Annotated in this window: 18 protein-coding genes; 8 read left to right on the top strand and 10 right to left on the bottom strand. The window is 72.4% G+C overall.

The annotated features are described in order from the left end of the window. Positions 1-25: 25 nt before the first annotated feature. The 4 genes from ABZ783_RS10320 to ABZ783_RS10305 all read right to left on the bottom strand — a co-directional run bounded on the left by ABZ783_RS10320 (position 26) and on the right by ABZ783_RS10305 (position 4,464). Entirely contained in the window at positions 26-1,381 is a 1,356-nt protein-coding gene (locus ABZ783_RS10320) for an IS110 family transposase (protein ID WP_357435964.1), read from the bottom strand. 818 nt (positions 1,382-2,199) lie between these two features. After that, positions 2,200-2,760, bottom strand: a complete 561-nt coding sequence (locus tag ABZ783_RS10315) for an NADAR family protein (protein ID WP_357435962.1) — start codon at positions 2,758-2,760, stop codon at positions 2,200-2,202. Positions 2,761-2,928: 168 nt separating this feature from the next. Beyond that, on the bottom strand, positions 2,929-3,603 hold the full coding sequence (locus tag ABZ783_RS10310; protein ID WP_357435961.1) for a peptidoglycan recognition family protein: 675 nt from the start codon (positions 3,601-3,603) through the stop codon (positions 2,929-2,931). Between the two features lie 114 nt (positions 3,604-3,717). Further along, on the bottom strand, positions 3,718-4,464 hold the full coding sequence (locus ABZ783_RS10305; protein WP_357435959.1) for a lysozyme: 747 nt from the start codon (positions 4,462-4,464) through the stop codon (positions 3,718-3,720). Positions 4,465-4,712: 248 nt separating this feature from the next. On the opposite strand from ABZ783_RS10305, the gene ABZ783_RS10300 reads away from it, so the two are divergent. The 4 genes from ABZ783_RS10300 (at position 4,713) to ABZ783_RS10285 (ending at position 10,234) form a co-directional block, all read left to right on the top strand. Then, positions 4,713-5,063 carry a YciI family protein gene (locus tag ABZ783_RS10300; RefSeq protein WP_357435958.1) on the top strand — a complete coding sequence of 117 codons (351 nt, stop codon included), beginning with the start codon at positions 4,713-4,715 and terminating at the stop codon, positions 5,061-5,063. 3 nt (positions 5,064-5,066) lie between these two features. Continuing rightward, complete coding sequence (locus ABZ783_RS10295) at positions 5,067-6,281, top strand: sigma-70 family RNA polymerase sigma factor (RefSeq protein WP_357435956.1); 1,215 nt, start codon at positions 5,067-5,069, stop codon at positions 6,279-6,281. An 85-nt stretch (positions 6,282-6,366) separates the two neighbouring features. Further along, on the top strand, positions 6,367-9,444 hold the full coding sequence (locus tag ABZ783_RS10290) for an NACHT domain-containing protein (RefSeq protein ID WP_357435954.1): 3,078 nt from the start codon (positions 6,367-6,369) through the stop codon (positions 9,442-9,444). Positions 9,445-9,523: 79 nt separating this feature from the next. Then, entirely contained in the window at positions 9,524-10,234 is a 711-nt protein-coding gene (locus ABZ783_RS10285; RefSeq protein WP_357435953.1) for a VOC family protein, read from the top strand. Here ABZ783_RS10285 and ABZ783_RS10280 read toward each other — a convergent pair. Continuing rightward, positions 10,216-11,271 (bottom strand): hypothetical protein, encoded by a 1,056-nt coding sequence (locus ABZ783_RS10280; protein WP_357435950.1) that lies wholly within the window; start codon positions 11,269-11,271, stop codon positions 10,216-10,218. The two genes, ABZ783_RS10285 and ABZ783_RS10280, sit on opposite strands and share 19 nt — an antisense overlap. A 551-nt stretch (positions 11,272-11,822) precedes the next feature. Here ABZ783_RS10280 and ABZ783_RS10275 point away from each other — a divergent pair. After that, positions 11,823-12,413: a hypothetical protein gene (locus ABZ783_RS10275; RefSeq protein WP_357435948.1), complete on the top strand. Its 591-nt coding sequence runs from the start codon at positions 11,823-11,825 to the stop codon at positions 12,411-12,413. A gap of 63 nt (positions 12,414-12,476) precedes the next feature. Further along, entirely contained in the window at positions 12,477-13,187 is a 711-nt protein-coding gene (locus tag ABZ783_RS10270) for a plasmid pRiA4b ORF-3 family protein (protein ID WP_357435947.1), read from the top strand. Positions 13,188-13,239: 52 nt separating this feature from the next. Here the strand turns inward: ABZ783_RS10270 and ABZ783_RS10265 are convergent, their stop codons facing one another. From ABZ783_RS10265 to ABZ783_RS10245, 5 genes are all read right to left on the bottom strand, one after another. Next, a complete protein-coding gene (locus ABZ783_RS10265) occupies positions 13,240-13,659 on the bottom strand; it encodes a PIN domain nuclease (RefSeq protein ID WP_357435946.1) in 420 nt (139 codons plus the stop codon). Then, positions 13,656-13,865, bottom strand: coding sequence for a type II toxin-antitoxin system VapB family antitoxin (locus tag ABZ783_RS10260; protein WP_357435944.1), 210 nt, complete (start codon positions 13,863-13,865; stop codon positions 13,656-13,658). The genes ABZ783_RS10265 and ABZ783_RS10260 overlap by 4 nt, the downstream gene beginning before the upstream one ends. A gap of 195 nt (positions 13,866-14,060) precedes the next feature. Further along, the gene (locus tag ABZ783_RS10255; protein WP_357435943.1) at positions 14,061-14,183 is read right to left on the bottom strand and encodes a hypothetical protein; all 123 of its coding nucleotides are present in this window, start codon (positions 14,181-14,183) and stop codon (positions 14,061-14,063) included. Next, a complete protein-coding gene (locus ABZ783_RS10250; protein WP_357435942.1) occupies positions 14,167-14,538 on the bottom strand; it encodes a hypothetical protein in 372 nt (123 codons plus the stop codon). The genes ABZ783_RS10255 and ABZ783_RS10250 overlap by 17 nt, the downstream gene beginning before the upstream one ends. A gap of 2 nt (positions 14,539-14,540) precedes the next feature. Further along, positions 14,541-14,816: a DivIVA domain-containing protein gene (locus ABZ783_RS10245; RefSeq protein WP_357435940.1), complete on the bottom strand. Its 276-nt coding sequence runs from the start codon at positions 14,814-14,816 to the stop codon at positions 14,541-14,543. A 312-nt stretch (positions 14,817-15,128) separates the two neighbouring features. Here ABZ783_RS10245 and ABZ783_RS10240 point away from each other — a divergent pair, with 312 nt between their 5' ends. Both ABZ783_RS10240 and ABZ783_RS10235 read left to right on the top strand, forming a co-directional pair. Further along, on the top strand, positions 15,129-15,368 hold the full coding sequence (locus tag ABZ783_RS10240) for a winged helix-turn-helix domain-containing protein (protein WP_357435938.1): 240 nt from the start codon (positions 15,129-15,131) through the stop codon (positions 15,366-15,368). Positions 15,369-15,628: 260 nt separating this feature from the next. Next, complete coding sequence (locus ABZ783_RS10235) at positions 15,629-16,177, top strand: restriction endonuclease (RefSeq protein ID WP_357435937.1); 549 nt, start codon at positions 15,629-15,631, stop codon at positions 16,175-16,177. Positions 16,178-16,322 lie beyond the last annotated feature (145 nt).

The raw sequence follows: 16,322 nt of genomic DNA, 5'->3' as shown, positions 1-16,322 counted from the left end.
GGTCGCGCTGGTCGTCGGGGGCTGGTCAGGCTGCGGCGGCGAGGGCGGGACGGGAGGCGTCATCGGCGCCAGCGGCGATGGTGGCATCCCACGCCCGCCGGTGAGTGACAATGGCGTATAGCCAGCGCAGCAGGGCTGCGGCGCAGGCCACCCGGGCTTGGGCCGGCGTCAGCCGGCCGCGCTCGCGGGTGGTCAGGTGGGTGAACTTGTCGGCCAGGACCGGGTTGTGGGGCAGTGCGCCCCACATGGCGCGCCATGCTGCGGCCCGCAGCCCGGGACGGCCCCGCCGGGACACGCGGGTCAGGCCGCGGAAGGTGGCCGAGGTGTTCTCGGACGGGTTGAGCCCGGCGTGTTTGACCACGCTGCGGGCGCTGGCGAACCGGGCCGGGTCGCCGGTCTCGGCCAGGATCACCGCCGCCCCGACTGCCGACACCCCAGGAATCGATGCGGCCAGGTCGGTCAGGCCCAGGGTATCCAGGACGTCCACCATGCGCTGCTCGACATCATCCAGGCGGGCCAGGGCGGCACGCCAGTCGTCGAGCAGGAAACGCACCCGTTCCAGCCCACCACGGCGCTGGGCGCCCACCCCGCCACGATCGGCCAGGGCGTCGAAGAACCGTCCGGCCACCCGGTGACACAGCCGCTCCGCGCCGAAGCGGGGCAGCTGCCCGCGTGCGGCGGCGAAGAACCCGTCACGGCCGAGCCGCCGTAGCCGGGCCGGGTCGCCAGCGCAGCGGTCGACGGTCGCTGCCAGGCACGCCAGCCAGGTCGTGGAGTCCAAGGGCTTGGCCGCACACGCCAGCGCCGCCGGCCAACAGCACGACAGCAGATCAGCGATCTGCCGCCCACACGCGACGGTCTCGACGACCAGCCGGAACCGGCGGGCACCCAGGTGCCGCAGCCGAGCCCAGTCGGCGTCGGCGCGTTCGGGCAGGTAGCAGTCCAGCCGAGCGATCAACCTGCCGATGAGCACCGCGTCTTTATGGTCGGTCTTGTCACGGGTGTAGTCGTCAGCCTCGCGTGCCAGGTGCACCGCGAGGGACTGCACGCACACAAATCCCATCTCGGCGGCGTCGGCCAGGCCCATCACCGACCGCCAGCGGTGCCCGGTCGGCTCGCAACCGACCACGATCCCGGCATACCCGTGCCGAGCCGCCTGCCCGGCGGCCCAAGCCAACAGCCCGCCCAACGCATGAGCCTTGACCAGCATCGTCCTGCGCCCCAGCACCCGACCATCGTGGTCCATCAACGCCGCGACCTGCTTGTCCTCGCCCAGGTCGATCGCCAGGATCGCCCGGTCTTCTCGCACCAGCGCCCGCAACACGGCGATTCGGTTGTTCCGCCGCCGATCTCCTCGAGTCAACCCGCTACGCTTGGCCACGAACGTCCTCCTCGGTAGGTCTGGGACATCAAGCCCGTCTATCCCACCAGGGAGGACGTTCCTGACCTCAGCTCCCAAACGCTTCGAGGTCTTTCTACTGCCCGCAGTGCCTGGCCCCGCTGCAACATCGCAAGGCCCCCGACAAGCCGACCGCCGCGGGATGGAAATGGGCCATCTGCCCCAACACCCGGTGCGGTTGGCAGGGCGACCGCGACCACGGCGCCTGGCGCCGGATCGCCGCCCGCGGCCTCACCCACCAAGCCAAAACCGTCACCGACAAGACCAGCGGACACATGGTGATCCGCTCGGTCGTCGACGCGTTCGAAGCCGGCGCCGTCGTCACCCCCAGCACCTCCACGGCCTGCCGCCGGGACCGGTCGAAGACCGGCCCCACCCGGCACAAGCCAACATGCCCCGTGCCCAGGCGACGCGGGGCACCCTCCTCCACCCGGCCTCACGGTCGGGCGGGCAAGCGTCCGGAGGGACACGCACCAACGGACCGGCCGAGGCTGCCTCGCGCAGCCCACCGGCACCAGGGCGTGAACACGATCAGCACACCCACCGCCGGCCACCGGCCACGGGGAGCCGCACTGGGCGCAGGATTCCATCACCACGTCCATGCATCTCCACCACGGTGGGAAACGATCCCGGAAACTCAATCCGACTCAGGATCGCTAAGCTGATCAGGGACGCTTCGGCCGCGACCGGGCTGCGGCGCCGCCCCTCCGGCGTGAACCAGAACTACTCCTGAACCGCTGCCCGCCATCCCCGGACACGAGCAGCAGCGGCTCGTCGCCGGGACCGGGGGCGTGGGGTGGTCACGTCCGAGCCGCGCGCAGCGTGGCGCGCGCCTCCATCAGGGCGAAGCCGAGCAGGTTCTGGCCTCGCCACCGGGCCGGATCATCGGCGCGCGGGTCGTCGGCGGCCAGACCGATGCCCCAGATCCGGTCCACGGGGCTCGCCTCGACGAGCACCCGCTCCCCGGTGCCGAGCAGGAAGCGCCCCAGCTCGTCGTGCTGGCCGAACTTGGCCACGCTGCCGGCCACCACGATGTCGTAGCGGCGCGCCGTCCAGGTCGCCTCGTCGAAGCCGCGGACCTGCCGGCCGAGCGTCTTGGCCCGCCGCGGGTGCCCGCTGGCGAGAATGCGCTCGGCGATCTCCGCGTCGCCGAACAGCGTGGCCTTGTGCCACATCATCCAGTGCTCCGCAGTGGGGTAGGTCCGGCCGTCCACGGTGAACGGTGCCGGCCACCACTGGCTCAGGCAGCCGGTGCCGACGCTGCCGTCGCGCTGCGGGCGGTGGCCCCAGAAGTGCAGGTACTTGACACGCCGCCCGGACCGGGCGGCGGTGACGAGGTCGGCGATGGATCGGGGCGACATGATCGACAGTCTGCCCGAGGGCAATGGCCTTCCGCCGCCACGTTTGGGCGCAGCCGGAATCGGTTGGCGGGGCCGCCGCCGGTAGCCTGCGCCGACCGAGCGGAGGAGGATGCTCTGGTGGTCGCGGGGCGCCCCGGTGAGGCGCCCCGCGACGGGCGGGTCGGGCCGTCAGCCGCCGAGCAGGGCGGCCACCGCGCTGCGCAGCTCGGGCAGCCGGTCGTGCAGCAGTCCCGGGCACTGCGTGTTGTTGAAGTCCTTGTGCCCGTAGATCTCGCTGGACGGGATGCCGTACTGCTGGCAGGTGAAAGCGCAGAACCACACCAGGCTGTCCCAGAGTGCCTTCGGTGGCTGCACGTCGAGGTAGATGCCGTCGTTCTCGATGCCGATGGCCTGGCTGTTCTGCCCGACGCAGTGGGCGCCCTGGACCATGGTCTGCCCGTGCAGCAGCGCGTACAGGCTGCCGTGCCGGCCCTCGGTCAGGTAGCCGCCGCGGCTGTTGGTGAAGTGCTGCCCGGAGTCGAGCCAGCCGTTGGTGTCCATGTGCAGGTTCTGAATGTCGCGCGAGTTCCGGTAGGCCTGCGCCAGGCTGTAGTCGGTGGTGTTCGGGAACGCCGTGTGATGGATGATGATCTTGTTCGGGCGGCTCTGCACGACGCTGACGTTGGTCGCGGGCGGGCGGGCGCCCCAGGTCGCGCAGTTGGCGATATCCGGCTGGTCGACCCGGGTGGCGACGGCCCGCGCGTCGCGGTCGTCGCCGAACTGGGTGAACGCCGTGGCGCCGGCCGCAGCGCCGAGCAGGACCGCGCCGCGCAGCACGGCCCGGCGGGGGACGGGGACGGACATCGGGGCCTCCTCAGGGGTACGGACGCCGGTGGCGGGCGGCTGCTCCCGGGCCCCGGCGTGGCGTCAGACACGCCGCGCCGGAGTGGCCGAAAGGGCGCCCGCCACCGGAGCGGGTCAGCAGGGTCCGTTGCAGGCCAGCACCTTGAGCCGGTCCAGGGTGCCGTTCCAGACGTTCTGGTCGCCCGGGAAGGTGCCGGAGGAGGCCCACTGCCAGAACGAGTACGTCCCCCAGCCGGCCGGCAGGGTGCCGACGCTGCTGGAGTAGCGCGCGATCCAGAGCGGGTTGTTCGCGGCGAACTGCGAGGTGTTGCCGGTGCAGGTGGTCCACCAGTCGGTGGTGGTGTAGATGGTGGCCCACCGGCCCGTGCGGGCGTAGTACTGGTTGACGAACGAGGCGATCCAGCTGCGCATCGAGGCCTGGCTCAGTCCGTAGCAGGTCGCACCGTACGGGTTGTACTCGATGTCCAGGGCGCCCGGCAGGGTCTTGCCGTCCTTGGACCAGCCGCCGCCGTGGTCGACGAAGTAGTTGGCCTGGGTGGCGCCGCTGGAGACGTCCGGCCGGGCGAAGTGGTACGAGCCCCGGATCATGCCGACGTTGTACGAGCCGTTGTACTGCTGGGCGAAGTACGGGTTGGTGTAGCCGGTGCCCTCGGTGGCCTTCACGTACGCGAAGCGGGCGCCGTTGTTCCAGGCGGCGGACCAGTTGACGTTGCCCTGCCAGCTGGAGACGTCCATGCCGGGCAGGCCGGCCGGCGCGGCGCTGGCGGGCGTCGCGCCGAGCAGGGCCGAGGCGGCCAGGGTGACGGTGGCGAGCACGGCCGTGGCGGCCGTACGTAGCGCCGATCGCAGGGGACGGTTCATCTTTCCCTCCCGGGGGGTCTGCCGCTCGCGGCGGCGGGAGTGGGTGAAAGGAACTGTCAGTATTACGTCACAGGATGGAGACAAATTTCAATAGATACATGGAAGATCATCTTCGTGATTTTCGGACAACCCCGCACACGCCAGGTGCGTAGAACCCTTCGGTCGGCGTGTCGATCCCGGCGCCGCCCGTTCGTATGGAGGGTGAAGGGGCCGGCGGCGGGCCGGCCCGGACGGGCGAGGAGAAGCGCATGAAGCAGTACCTGATCAGCATGTACCAGCCGGCCGGCGAGGGGCTGCCGGACCCCGAGTTCCTGGCCGACGTGATGCGCAAGATCGACGCCATCCACGACGAACTGGTCGAGGCCGGGTCCTGGGTCTTCGGCAACGGCCTGCACGCCCCGGAGACCGCCACCGTGCTACGCCCGCAGGGTGACGAGGTGCTGATCACCGACGGGCCGTACGCGGAGGGCAAGGAGTACCTGGGCGGCTTCACCATCATCACCGCACCCGACCTCGACGCCGCACTGGAGTGGGGCCGCCGGTACGCCCTGGCGACCACGCTGCCGATCGAGGTGCGCCCGTTCCAGGGCGAGGTCTGAGGGGTGCCCGACCCGACCGACGTCGAACGGATCTTCCGCGCGGAGTACGGGCGCGCGGTCGCCGTGCTGGTCCGCCTCCTCGGCGACATCGACCTCGCCGAGGAGGCGGTCCAGGACGCCTTCGCCACGGCGGTCGACCGGTGGGCCGCCGCGGGGCCGCCGCCCAGCCCGGCCGGCTGGATCATCACCACCGCCCGGAACCGGGCCATCGACCGGCTGCGCCGCGAGGCGTCCCGCGCCGACCGGCAGGCGCAGGCCGCCCTGTTGTACGCCCCCGACGCACCGGCCGAGGAGGGACCCGTGCGGGACGACCGGCTCCGCCTGATCTTCACCTGCTGCCATCCGGCGCTGGGCGCCCCCGCCCGGGTCGCGCTGACCCTTCGGCTGCTCGGCGGGCTGAGCACCGCCGAGATCGCCCGGGCCTTCCTGGTGCCGGAGCCGGCCATGGCGCAACGCCTGGTCCGGGCCAAGGCCAAGATCCGGGATGCGCGGATCCCGTACCGGGTGCCGCGTGACGCGGACCTGCCGGACCGGCTGCGAGCCGTGCTGGCCGTCGTCTACCTGATCTTCAACGAGGGGCACACCGCCAGCTCGGGGGACCAGCTGGTCCGCGACGAGCTCTGCGCCGAGGCGATCCGGCTGGGCCGGCTGCTCGGCGAGCTGATGCCCGACGAGCCGGAGGTGCTCGGACTGCTGGCGTTGCTGCTGCTCACCGAGGCGCGGCGGGCCGCGCGTACCGGGCCGGGCGGGGTCCTGGTGCCGCTGGGCGAGCAGGACCGTGGGCGCTGGGACCGCGCACTGATCGCCGAGGGGCAGGGCCTGGTCCGGCGCTGCCTGCGGCGGGACCGGCCGGGCCCGTACCAGATCCAGGCGGCGATCAACGCCGTGCACAGCGACGCCCCGACGACGGCCGACACCGACTGGGCCCAGATCCTCGCCCTGTACGACCAGCTCATGCGGCACGCTCCCGGGCCGGTGGTGGCGCTGAACCGGGCGGTCGCGCTGGCCGAGGTGGCCGGGCCGGCCGCCGCGCTGGCCCAGGTGGACGGCCTGGACCTGGCCGGCTACCACGTCTTCCACGCGGTCCGCGCCGACCTGCTGCGCCGGCTCGGCCGCGCGGGGGAGGCGGCCGCGGCGTACGACGCGGCGATCGCGCGGACCGACAACCACGCCGAGCAGGCCCACCTGCGACGGGTCCGCGACCTGCTGCTTCCGTGAGCGCCCCCGGCGCCCCTCAGCCGGTCCGCCGTCCGGACAGGAGGGTGGGGCTGCGGGGAAATCCTCGGCCCCGCAGAATCGTCCGGTGCGGCGCGGCGTGTGGAAATGGAGCTTCGTCACCGTCGTGACCCTGCTGGGCGCCGGCGGCACCGCCTGGGTCTGGCTCCGGTACGACTTCGAGAAGGTCAACTGGCTCTGGGGTGTGGTCGCCGGGGTCATCGCGGTCTACGTGGTGGTGGACCAGCTCTTCGCCGGGCGGGAGGCCGCCCCGCCGACGGCCTGGGTGCACCGGCGGGCCGCCGCCGACGAGCTCGCCGAGCTGATCCGGCGGGAGCCCACCGAGCAGACGCTGCTGCGCGCGGTCGACGAGCCGTACCCGCTGCCGGTGGCCTGGCGCAACGCCCCGGAGCGGCTGATGCCGTCCTGGCGCTCGATCGGCCGGTCCGCCGACGCCGGACCCGTCGACCTCACCGGACGGGACGGCACGCTGTGGGAGTGCTACCGCTCGGTGCCCTCGGGGCGCCTGCTGGTGCTGGGACCACCCGGATCCGGCAAATCGATCATCGCGCTGCGGCTGGTCCGGGAGTTCGCCACCCGGCGCGACCCGGAGGCGCCGATCCCGGTGCTGCTGCCGGTGGACTCCTGGGACCCGGGCGCCGAGGGGTTCCACGACTGGCTGGCCGACCGGATCACCCGGCGGTACCCGTACCTCGCCACCGGCCACCCGCGCCGCGAGGCGGTGGTGCGTGACCTGCTGCTGGCCGACCTGGTGGTGCCGGTGCTGGACGGCCTGGACGAGCTGCCCGAGGACCGGCTCAGCGCCTGCCTGGCGGAACTCAACGAGCTGCCGACCCAACGGTTCGTGCTGACCTGCCGCTCCGCCGTCTACGAGACGTACCTGATTCAGGGCGAGCGGCTGCGGGCGACCGCCGTGGTGACCCTCGCGCCGCTGACCGCCGCGCAGGTCGGCCGGTACCTGCGGGACGCCGCGCCGCTGCACCAGGTGGGCAACTGGTCCACCGTGGCCGACCGGCTCGACGCCGACCCCGAGCTGGCTGCGGCGCTGTCCACCCCGCTGCTGGTGGCCCTGGCCCGGACCGCGTTCGACCAGCCCGGCACGGACCCGCGCGAACTGCTCCCGCTGGCCGCCGAGCGCGGCCGGCGCTCGGTGGAGGACGAGGTGCTGTCCCGCGCGGTCGACGTGGCCCTGCGGTCGCGGCGGGGCGGGCAGGGCCTGCGCCGCTGGGAACCGGACCGGTCCCGCCGCTACCTCGCCCAACTGGCCAGCCACCTGGAGTCCCTGGACAGTCGCGAGTTCCGCTGGTGGCAGCTCCCCGTCGCGCTCCCGCGTCCGTTGTGGGTCGCCTTCGACGGTCTGCGGGCCGCTGTCGCGGCGTGGCTCGCCCTGTCGCCGGTCGGGGAGGCGCTCGGCGCCCTCGCTGCCGTGACCGGTCACGCCCAGGTCCGGGAGCTGCTGCACGGCGTCACCGCCCGGCCGTCCCTGCTGGTGGCCCTGGCGGCCCTGGCGGCGGCCGTCCGGTCGGCACTCCGCGACGACCCGCACCACGGCGTGCCGCCGGTACGGCCGGTCTTCACCGGCGGGTTTCGGGCCCTCCTCGAGGGACTGGTGGGCGGACTGGTCGGCGGTGCCTTCTGGGGCGCCCTGACCTGGCCGCTGTTCGTGGCGATCGGGCCGCCGCCACGGCTCGGCACGCTGCTCGGCGCCGTGCCCGCCGTGGCGCACTGGTCGGTGCCGACCCAGTGCGCCCTGGCCGTCGGGGTGGGCTGGTGCGGATTCACCGTCGTCCGCTCCGCGCTGCGCGTCGACCTGTCCGCCCCGGCTGCGGAGTTGAGCGCGCTCAGTCCCGCGGGGACGCTGCGGGCGGACCGCGCGGCGACGATCGCCGCGCTGCCGCTGACCGCCGTCCGCGCCGTGGCGCTGTGGTTCCTCGGCCTCGCCGCCCTCTGGCTGGCCGGCCTGTCCGACTTCCCGCCGCCGGTGGCACAGGGGTACGCCGGGCTCGGCCTGGGCCTGGGCTGGTGGCTGTACCGGCGGGGCGGCAGCGCCTGGTTCCGCTTCGGCGTGGCCCGGTTCGTGCTCGCCGCGCGCAACCGGCTCCCGTACCACCTGCTGGCCTTCCTCGACCACGCCGACGCGGTCGGTCTGCTCCGGCACGGCGCGGGTGCCTACCGGTTCCGGCACGGCCGGCTGCAGGCCCGACTGGCCGCCGGGTCGGTGGCCGGCCGGCGCGGCAGCCGGCTGCGCGAGGACTTCGCCGTCGAACTCGCCGGGGCCGGCTACTGGCCGGAAGCGTTCCAGACGCTGGCCGCCGTCGCCGACACCCGGGCGGCCAACATCGGGCTCGACGACGATCGCACCGGGGTGGCCCTGCGCCGGGCGGTCCTGGTCGGGGCGGCAGCCGGGCACTGGAGCGGCCTGGCCGACCTGCTCGCCCAGCTCCCGGCGCCGCCGGCCACCGGGGCGGCCCGTACCCCGGTTGAGGAGCAGCGGCGGGTGATCGCCGAGCTGGTCGGCCGGGACGCCCCGGTGCGGGAACTGCTCGCCGCCGCCGACGAACTGGCCGCGCGGGAGGAGCGGAGCGGGCGGCCCGAGCCGGCCACCGCGGAACTCCAGGCGGTGCTCCGGTACGCCGCCGGCGACGTGGCGGCGCGGGATGCGTGCGAACGGTTGGTCGACGCAGTGCGGTCCGCCGGACTCGACGCCGAGTGGTCCGCGCCCCTGGCCGCCGGGCTGCTGGCCCGGCTGACCCTCGCCGAGGGGCAGCCGACCGAGGCGGTGGCGATCTGCCGGTACGACCTGTACTTCGCCGACCTGCTGCCCGCCGGGTCGGACCTGCTCCCGCTCGTCGAGACCTGGCGGTGGTCGGCGGCGGTGCTACGCCGGGTCACCGACGAGCGGGCCGAGACCTTGCGGCGGATCCGCGTCGCGGTCAGCGCCGAGCGTGAGCGCGGCAACCGCCCGGTGCTGACCCGCCGGGAGGCCGCCGAGATCGGCCTGCACGCCTGCCATCGGCTGATCGGGCATCCGATGTTCGGGCCGCTGGCGCTCGGCGTGGCGTACCGGCTCGCCAGGGTGCTCCGGGCCCCGGACATCGTGGCACTCACCCTGCGCCGCGCGGTCCCGATGTGGCACGACGGCTGACGGTCACGCGGCGGGTGCTTCGGCGGAAACCCGATGTCAAAGACGTGATTTAGACTTCCATTACGAGTACATTGGCGCGGTGCCCAACGGAGTGCAGGCCCAGGTGCCGGTGCTGTACGTCGCGGACGCCGACGCCGCGCGACGGTTCTACGAGGTCTTCGGCTATACCGAGCTGCGCACCGGGGGCGACGGTGAGTCCCGCTGGTCCTATCTGCAGTGCGGGGAGCTGACCCTGCTGCTGGCGGCGATCACACCGCGCCTGGTCACCGTCGAGCTGCCCCTGCTCATCTACCTCTACGTCGACGACCTCACCGCCACGATCGACCGGCTGACCGCTGCCGGGTACGCCGTCGAGCGGTCCGGGTATCCGGAGCACGCCCCCGGCGGTGAGTGCCGCACCACCGACCCGGACGGCAACGTGGTCCTGTTCGGGCAGCGGCGGGCGGTCCCCGAGCAGGCCCGCGGCCCCGAGGCCGACAAGGAGGTCCGGTTCTCGCTGATCCGCGAGGCCGCCGAGCGGGTCAGGCAGCACGGCACCGCGCCGGCCCGCTGCCAGATCGGCGGCCCCCGCGGCGAGGCGTGCCCGGAGCCGGCCGAGGTGAAGCTCGCCGACTCGTGGGGCGACACGGTGTGGGGCTGCCTGGCGCACGCCGACGAGACCCTGCTCAACGCCCGCGGCGCGTTCCTGGCTACCGAGGACGGGCAGGGACTGGGCGCGTTCCTGCGCAACCGGCAGGCGAGCCCGAAAGCGCGGACCGGAGCGGCTCGGCGTCAGCGCCGCCCGTCCTGACCTGGCTCCGACGCGCGCTCCGTCGAGACCGCCTTGGGGGCGGCAGACTCAGTTGACGTCGCGTTCGGGGCGGCCTCGGTTGACGCCGGCTTCGGGGCGGTGGCGTCCGTCGCTGTCGTCTTCGCGGTGGCCTCGCTGGACGTCGCCTTCGATGCCTCGCCCGAGTAGTCGCGGGCGGAGCCGGCTGTCTGGTGCGGGACGATGGGGATGGCGGTGAACGGCTCGAAGATCCGGTCGAAGTTCCGCCGGTCCCGCATGAGCCCCGCGGTCCACTCGGCGGCGGCCCGCTGCTCTGCGGCCATGTGCCGCCGCGCCCGGGACAGCTCCTCGTTGATCGCCTCCGTCTCCTCGCGTCCCGGGGGATCGTCGACCATTTCGTCGAGGATCGTCATCCACCGCCGGTTCAGCTCCTCGGCGTACCGGGCCCGAGCCAGGTACAGCTCGTACTCGCACTCCAGCTCGATCATGCGGTCCAAGTGCGGCCGCAATGTCTCCCGGACCCGCTCGTCGTGGCGAACCCACCACACCTCCGGCCGGCACTGGATCGTCACGCCACCGTGCGTGTAGCGCCATCGCTTCGGATCCTGCTCGGTCAGGGCCTTCTGCAGGGCCACCTCGAGGTCGCCCGCCCGGTGCGGGGCGAAGTCGCGCGCGCAGTCTGCGGCCGTACGTCGCAACTGCTGAATCACCTTGGGCGTGAAGTGGCGCACGTACCAGATCGGCACCTCGGGCCGCTCGCCCGTGATCGACCAGGTGAGCACGGCCCGGACGGTGAACGTGAACACGTGCCCCTTGGCCGCGACGGCGATCGGGTGGGACAGCTCTCGGTGCTCGTGCGTCTCATCGGAAGGGGGAGACGGCACGTCCCCGTCCGCCGCCGCCCACAGCCTCTGCAGCACCGGAAGCAGCCGCGCCCACGTGGTACGCACGCCCGCCTTCAGCCGGGGGCCGGCCCACCCGGCCCAGTCTCGACCCCGGTCGATCCACGGTGGCCGCCGGTCCGGCGAGGGCGCCTTCCCGCCCGACGCGTCGGTCATCACCCCTCCTGAGCACCTGTGCCACCGTCCGGCGGCTGGCGGAGGGGTGTCGCGCCAGCGGCGCGACCAGCCGGGACGTGTCGAGCGCTGGTCCGCCGACCCACGCTAACAAGGCGAACACGCCGACTGCGGCAGCCGCGCGGACGCATGGCCCACGCCCACCTCTATCGTCCGGGCGCTCGTCGACCGCCGTATCTCCAACAGACGAGTTGCTGCGGCGGTCGGCCGCACGCTGGCACGGAGGCTCCCTGTCGCCAAATGATCATGGCTCTATGACCCGGGCGCACCACACCGTCCGCCGGGACGCCTGCGTGGTTGTCCGCGGACGGTGTGTCTGGGTTGCCGTCGCATCGGTGGAATACGGCAGACTGTGCGGCGTGAGTCCAGTGAGCCGCAACCGGCGCCGCAACGGGAAGCGATCGGTTCGCAGCGGCGCGCCGCTCGCCGTGGTCGGCGCGCCAGAGGAGTGCGACTGCCCGTAATGTGCCGGTGAGCATTCCACGCCGGAGCAGCTCGGCGACCTGATCCCGCAGGCGGTCGACCTCGACGCAGTGCAGGATCCGTTGGAGGTGGAGGTCACCGCCTCGATGTTCCTGGCCGTCGGGGCCGCCGTGGGCGACGGCTTCGACCGGGCGGTACGGGACCTGTTCGTGCCGACGTTCGAGACGCAGGCCACCCCGGAGGCGCGGGCGATGCTGGCGGGAATCGCCGCGGTCTCCGACGGCGAGGTCAGCCGTGCGGCGACGGAGGCGGCGCGCCGGCTCGCCGGTGCCGGCGTCGGCGCGCCGCCCTGGCTCGCCGAACTGGACGTCCCGGTCACGATGTCGGAGTGCCGCCGCTTTGTCGACGCAGCGGGTGGGACGTTCCTACTGGCCGGCCGGTTTCAGCGGGCAGACCGGTCGCATGTTGTCGTCGTGCTCGTGGACGAACTCGACTGCGGTGCCGCCCGCGACATCCTCTTGATCGACGGGGACGAGTGGGGAGGCGCCCGCGAGGCCCTCCTGTCCGACCTGCGCGCCGGTGGCGTCGACGTCACGGAGGGTGAAGCTCCGGCCGGCGGGCTTCCGCGCAGCCGTGGAGGAGGCGCTGGACGTCCGCGCCGACCACGACCCGGACACCGAGGGGCTGGACGAACTCGTTGAGGACGACGGGCCGGCTACGCCGCGCTGGCCCTGCTGCTCCGCAGCCGGATGCGGGCGCTCCCCGTGCCCAAGCGCCGGCGAGGTCACGGGCACGACGGCGAACTCGATGTCGCCTCGATCTCCGCGCTGCTCGACCTGCTGAGCCCGCCTGGCCGGGGCGGTGCCGTACCCACACAGCGGCGCTTGGCCAGGCTGCCCGCGAAGCGGAAGAAGTCCGATGGTCCAGCACCCATCTACCAGATCAAGGTGAGCCTGCGCGGTGCCCGCCCGCCGATCTGGCGGCGTCTCGAGGTGCCCGCGGACGTCAGTCTCGCCCAGCTGCACGTGCTGATCCAGCTCGCCTTCGCCTGGACCGACAGCCACCTGCACGTCTTCGAGACCCCGTACGGCAGCTTCGGCCGCCCCGACGCCGACCTCGGCCACCGGGCCGCATCGGGGGCCACCCTGGAACAGGTCGCCCCCGCCGTTGGCGACAAGTTGCGCTACACGTACGACTTCGGCGACAACTGGGAACACGACATCCTCGTGGAGAAGGTCCTCGACCGGGCTGCGTCGGTGACGTACCCGCGCTGTGTCGCCGGGCGGCGTGCCGCGCCGCCGGAGGACTGCGGCGGCGTGTGGGGGTACGGCGAACTGGTGGAGATTCTCGCCGACCCCACCCATCCCGAGCACGGGGACCGGCTGGACTGGCTGGACCTCGATGATGCGACCGACTTCGACCCGGCCCGTTTCGACGCAAAGGCGGTGACCGCCGTCCTGCAGCAGAGACGGTAGTGCCAACCTTCGGGTGCGTCTTCTCGGGCGTTCTTGGGGCGGACGGTGCCGATCAGTCGGCCGAGCCGGGAGGAACCACCCAGGCCGTTGGTTGACCCGTGATCGCCGTGATCATGTCGAAGTCGCCGTCGTAGTGCAGCACGGTAGCGCCGTGGCGTTCGGCGGAGGCGGCGATCAGCAGGTCCGCCATCGACAGGGCGCGGTGGTTGCCCTTGTGAAGCGCCTGGACCTGGACGTCGATCGCCCGGTCCCAGATCTCGTCCGGCATGGCCAGCCAGCGGAAGCCGCCGAGCAGCCAACGCGCGCGCTGCGCCTCCTTGGCCGTACGGGCGCTGTGGATCACCTCGATCTCGACCGCGCCGCACACTGCCAGCAGCCCTCTGTCTGACAACTCATCGAGCACGGGAGCGACGGCGGGCTTGGGCCAGCGGGCGAGCGCCGACTTGTCGAGGAGGTAGAGCTCCCGGCTCACGCTGCGTCCGGCTTGGCCGAGCCCGTTCCACCGGTGAGGTCAGGAAGACCGCCGGTCTTGAGCCAGTCGGCGAACTCGCGCCGCTTCTCCCGGTTGACCACCGCCTCAAGAGCGGCGTTGACCGTCGCCTTCTTCGTCGTGGTACCGAGGATCTTCGCCGCTTCCGCGAGTAGGTCGTCGTCAACGTCCAGGATCGTTCGTGACACGGTACGGACCTCCCTGTCGGCAGCCAGTCAGCGCCGATGATATCAAAACGCCCTGTAGTTGATATCAGTGCAGCACTGATTTAGGCGAGCGCGTCGTTGTCGGGGAACTGGCCAGGGGACGGTGTAGCAGCGCTGCTCTTTGCCCGTCCGAGCAGTTTCTGGGGGTACGCCTTCACTCAATCATCGGAGGCGGACTCACCGCGTCACCGGCAGCCCGGTTCCCCGCACGTCGTGGGCCATCGGTCCCGCTGCACGTTCTTTCGCGATGACGTACTCGATCGCAGCCGTCTCAATCGCTCGATTACCGACGATCTCCATCGCTCGCCTCCGTGACTCCTGGGTGGACAGCAGCGCGTGACGACCTTTGCGCCCTGCCATCGCGAGCTGTTCTGCCGCCACCCTGGTTGTGCCGGGAAGCGGCGGGGCGGGTGGCGCGGGAGCGGCTCGTGGTCGGGATGCTGGCGAGGCGGAGGCCGGCGAACTGGACGTAGATCTCCCGCTTGGCGGTCGCGTTGCCGCGCCGGTTGATGACGTAGCCGGTCAGCCAGACCCAGCCGACGTACGCCGGGCGGTCGCAGACCGACACGATGCGGAAGGTCAGGGCGCGTTCCCCGGCGAACTGCACCGAGGCGCGCCCGTCGATCCGCAGCAGGTCGCCAGGTTCGGGTCGCACCGCTACCAGTGGCCGTCGTTGGGCCGGCACTCCCGGGCGTGCATGGTCTGCCAGTCGCGCAGCGCCCGCTTGAGCCGGTCGTTCTCCTCGCTGAGCAGGCGGATCTGCCCGTGCAGGTCGGTCAGCTCGTCGGCGAGCTGGGCCTGGAACTCGCGTACCTGATCGGGGTCGGCGCCACGGCGACGCGGGCCGAACGTGCGGGTCCGCACCTCGTGCGGGGTCAACCGGGCCGGCTGGCCGGTTCCGTAGAGCTGGCCACCTCGATACACCTGGGCCACGACGATCCTTTCCGGAACAGGCGGAAGCGCGGAGGTCCGTGCGCTGGGTCTGGAAGGGCGGGTCGTCCGCACGCCGACCGCGGGCGGCCCGCCCGGCTCCGCCGCCGCAGCTTTGATCAGCGGTACGACAGCGGAGCGGTCCGGTGGGTCGGGACGGGCACGCGCACCCGCCCCGACCAGGGGGATGAGCCGAACCCGTTGCCACGCGAGAAGCGGCTCGGCAACAACATATCTAGACATGTTAGATGAGTCAACGCTGCTTGTTAGGCGCGTCGCGGTGTGATCGAATCGGATCGCCACGCGAGGAGTGCCATGCGAGAAGTGCCGGACTACTGGCGCATCGCCGATGATGTGATCGCCGACGTCAGGTCCAAGAAGTTGAAGCCGGGCGATAAGTTGCCCTCGATCGCCGAGCTACGCGATCGATACGACGTCAGCCACGGGACCGTGCAGATGGCCTACGCCCGGTTGGAGGCGTTGCGGGTGATCCGGCGCCAGCAGGGCAAGGGCGTCTTCGTCACCGACCCGAAGACCTGGATGCGCGAACCCTGACGGTCAGAGGGCGCACTGACGGGTAGCTGACAGTATCGACGGCGGTGCCGTTGAGTGTCGGACCCGGGCGGGAGACTGGTCATCCCGCCGCGGAGGTGTCCATGCCCTACGTCAGGTCGCACAGCAGAAGGGACGGCGCCCGGGTCCGGGCGCACTACCGGAAGCGCCGCCGTGCCGGATTGGCGTCGGCTGCTCGTCGGCGTCGAGGGCCCCAATCGTCGGGCGTCAACCTGGGGGTCGGGCTCGCCGTCCTGGGGGCGGTGGCGCTGGTGGTCCTGATTGTCGACTTCGTCGGGCGGCACCCGTACTGGTCGGCGTTCGTGGTCGCCCTCGTCCTGATGGCGGTCGCGGCGGTGGTGACGCTGCTGGCGCGGGAGCGCCGCCGCCAACGGGCGGTGCAGGCGGAGCGGGACCGGCTGATCGCGGTGACCGACGTGATGAGCGGCGCGGAGTTCGAGCACTGGTTCGCCCGCCTCCTCGCCGGCTCGGGTTTCCGCCAGGTACGCGTCTGCGGCGGGTCGGGCGACCGGGGCGCGGACGTCACGGCAGTCGCCCCGGACGGCCGGCGGGTGGTGGTGCAGTGCAAGCGGCAGAGCGCCAGCAATCGGGTGGGAAGTGCGGCCATCCAGCGGTTTGCCGGCACCTGCCGGGAGATCCACGGCGGCGAACTCTGCATGATCGTGACCAATGGGTACTTCACCAACGGGGACGGCGTCCACCTTGCTCGCCGGCTCGGGATCAACCTGGTGGACCGGCAGTCTCTGGAACTGTGGGCCTGGACCGGGCGCCCGCCCCGCGCCCTGGCCTGACGGCGCCGGGGCCACCCGTCGCGAGCGTCCGGCCCGTGGTCGATCATCAATCGTTCAACCGAACGGTGGAAACGGTTTCCGTGCGGGGGCTGTACGCCGGAGCGGATCACCGCCAGACTGGGGCCCGATCGGAAACGAAGTCGAT

Source organism: Micromonospora sp. NPDC047738 (assembly GCF_040642675.1).
GTDB lineage: Bacteria > Actinomycetota > Actinomycetes > Mycobacteriales > Micromonosporaceae > Micromonospora.
The sequence above is the reverse complement of the archived record's forward strand: the minus strand, read 5'-3'. Positions and strand labels throughout refer to the sequence as shown.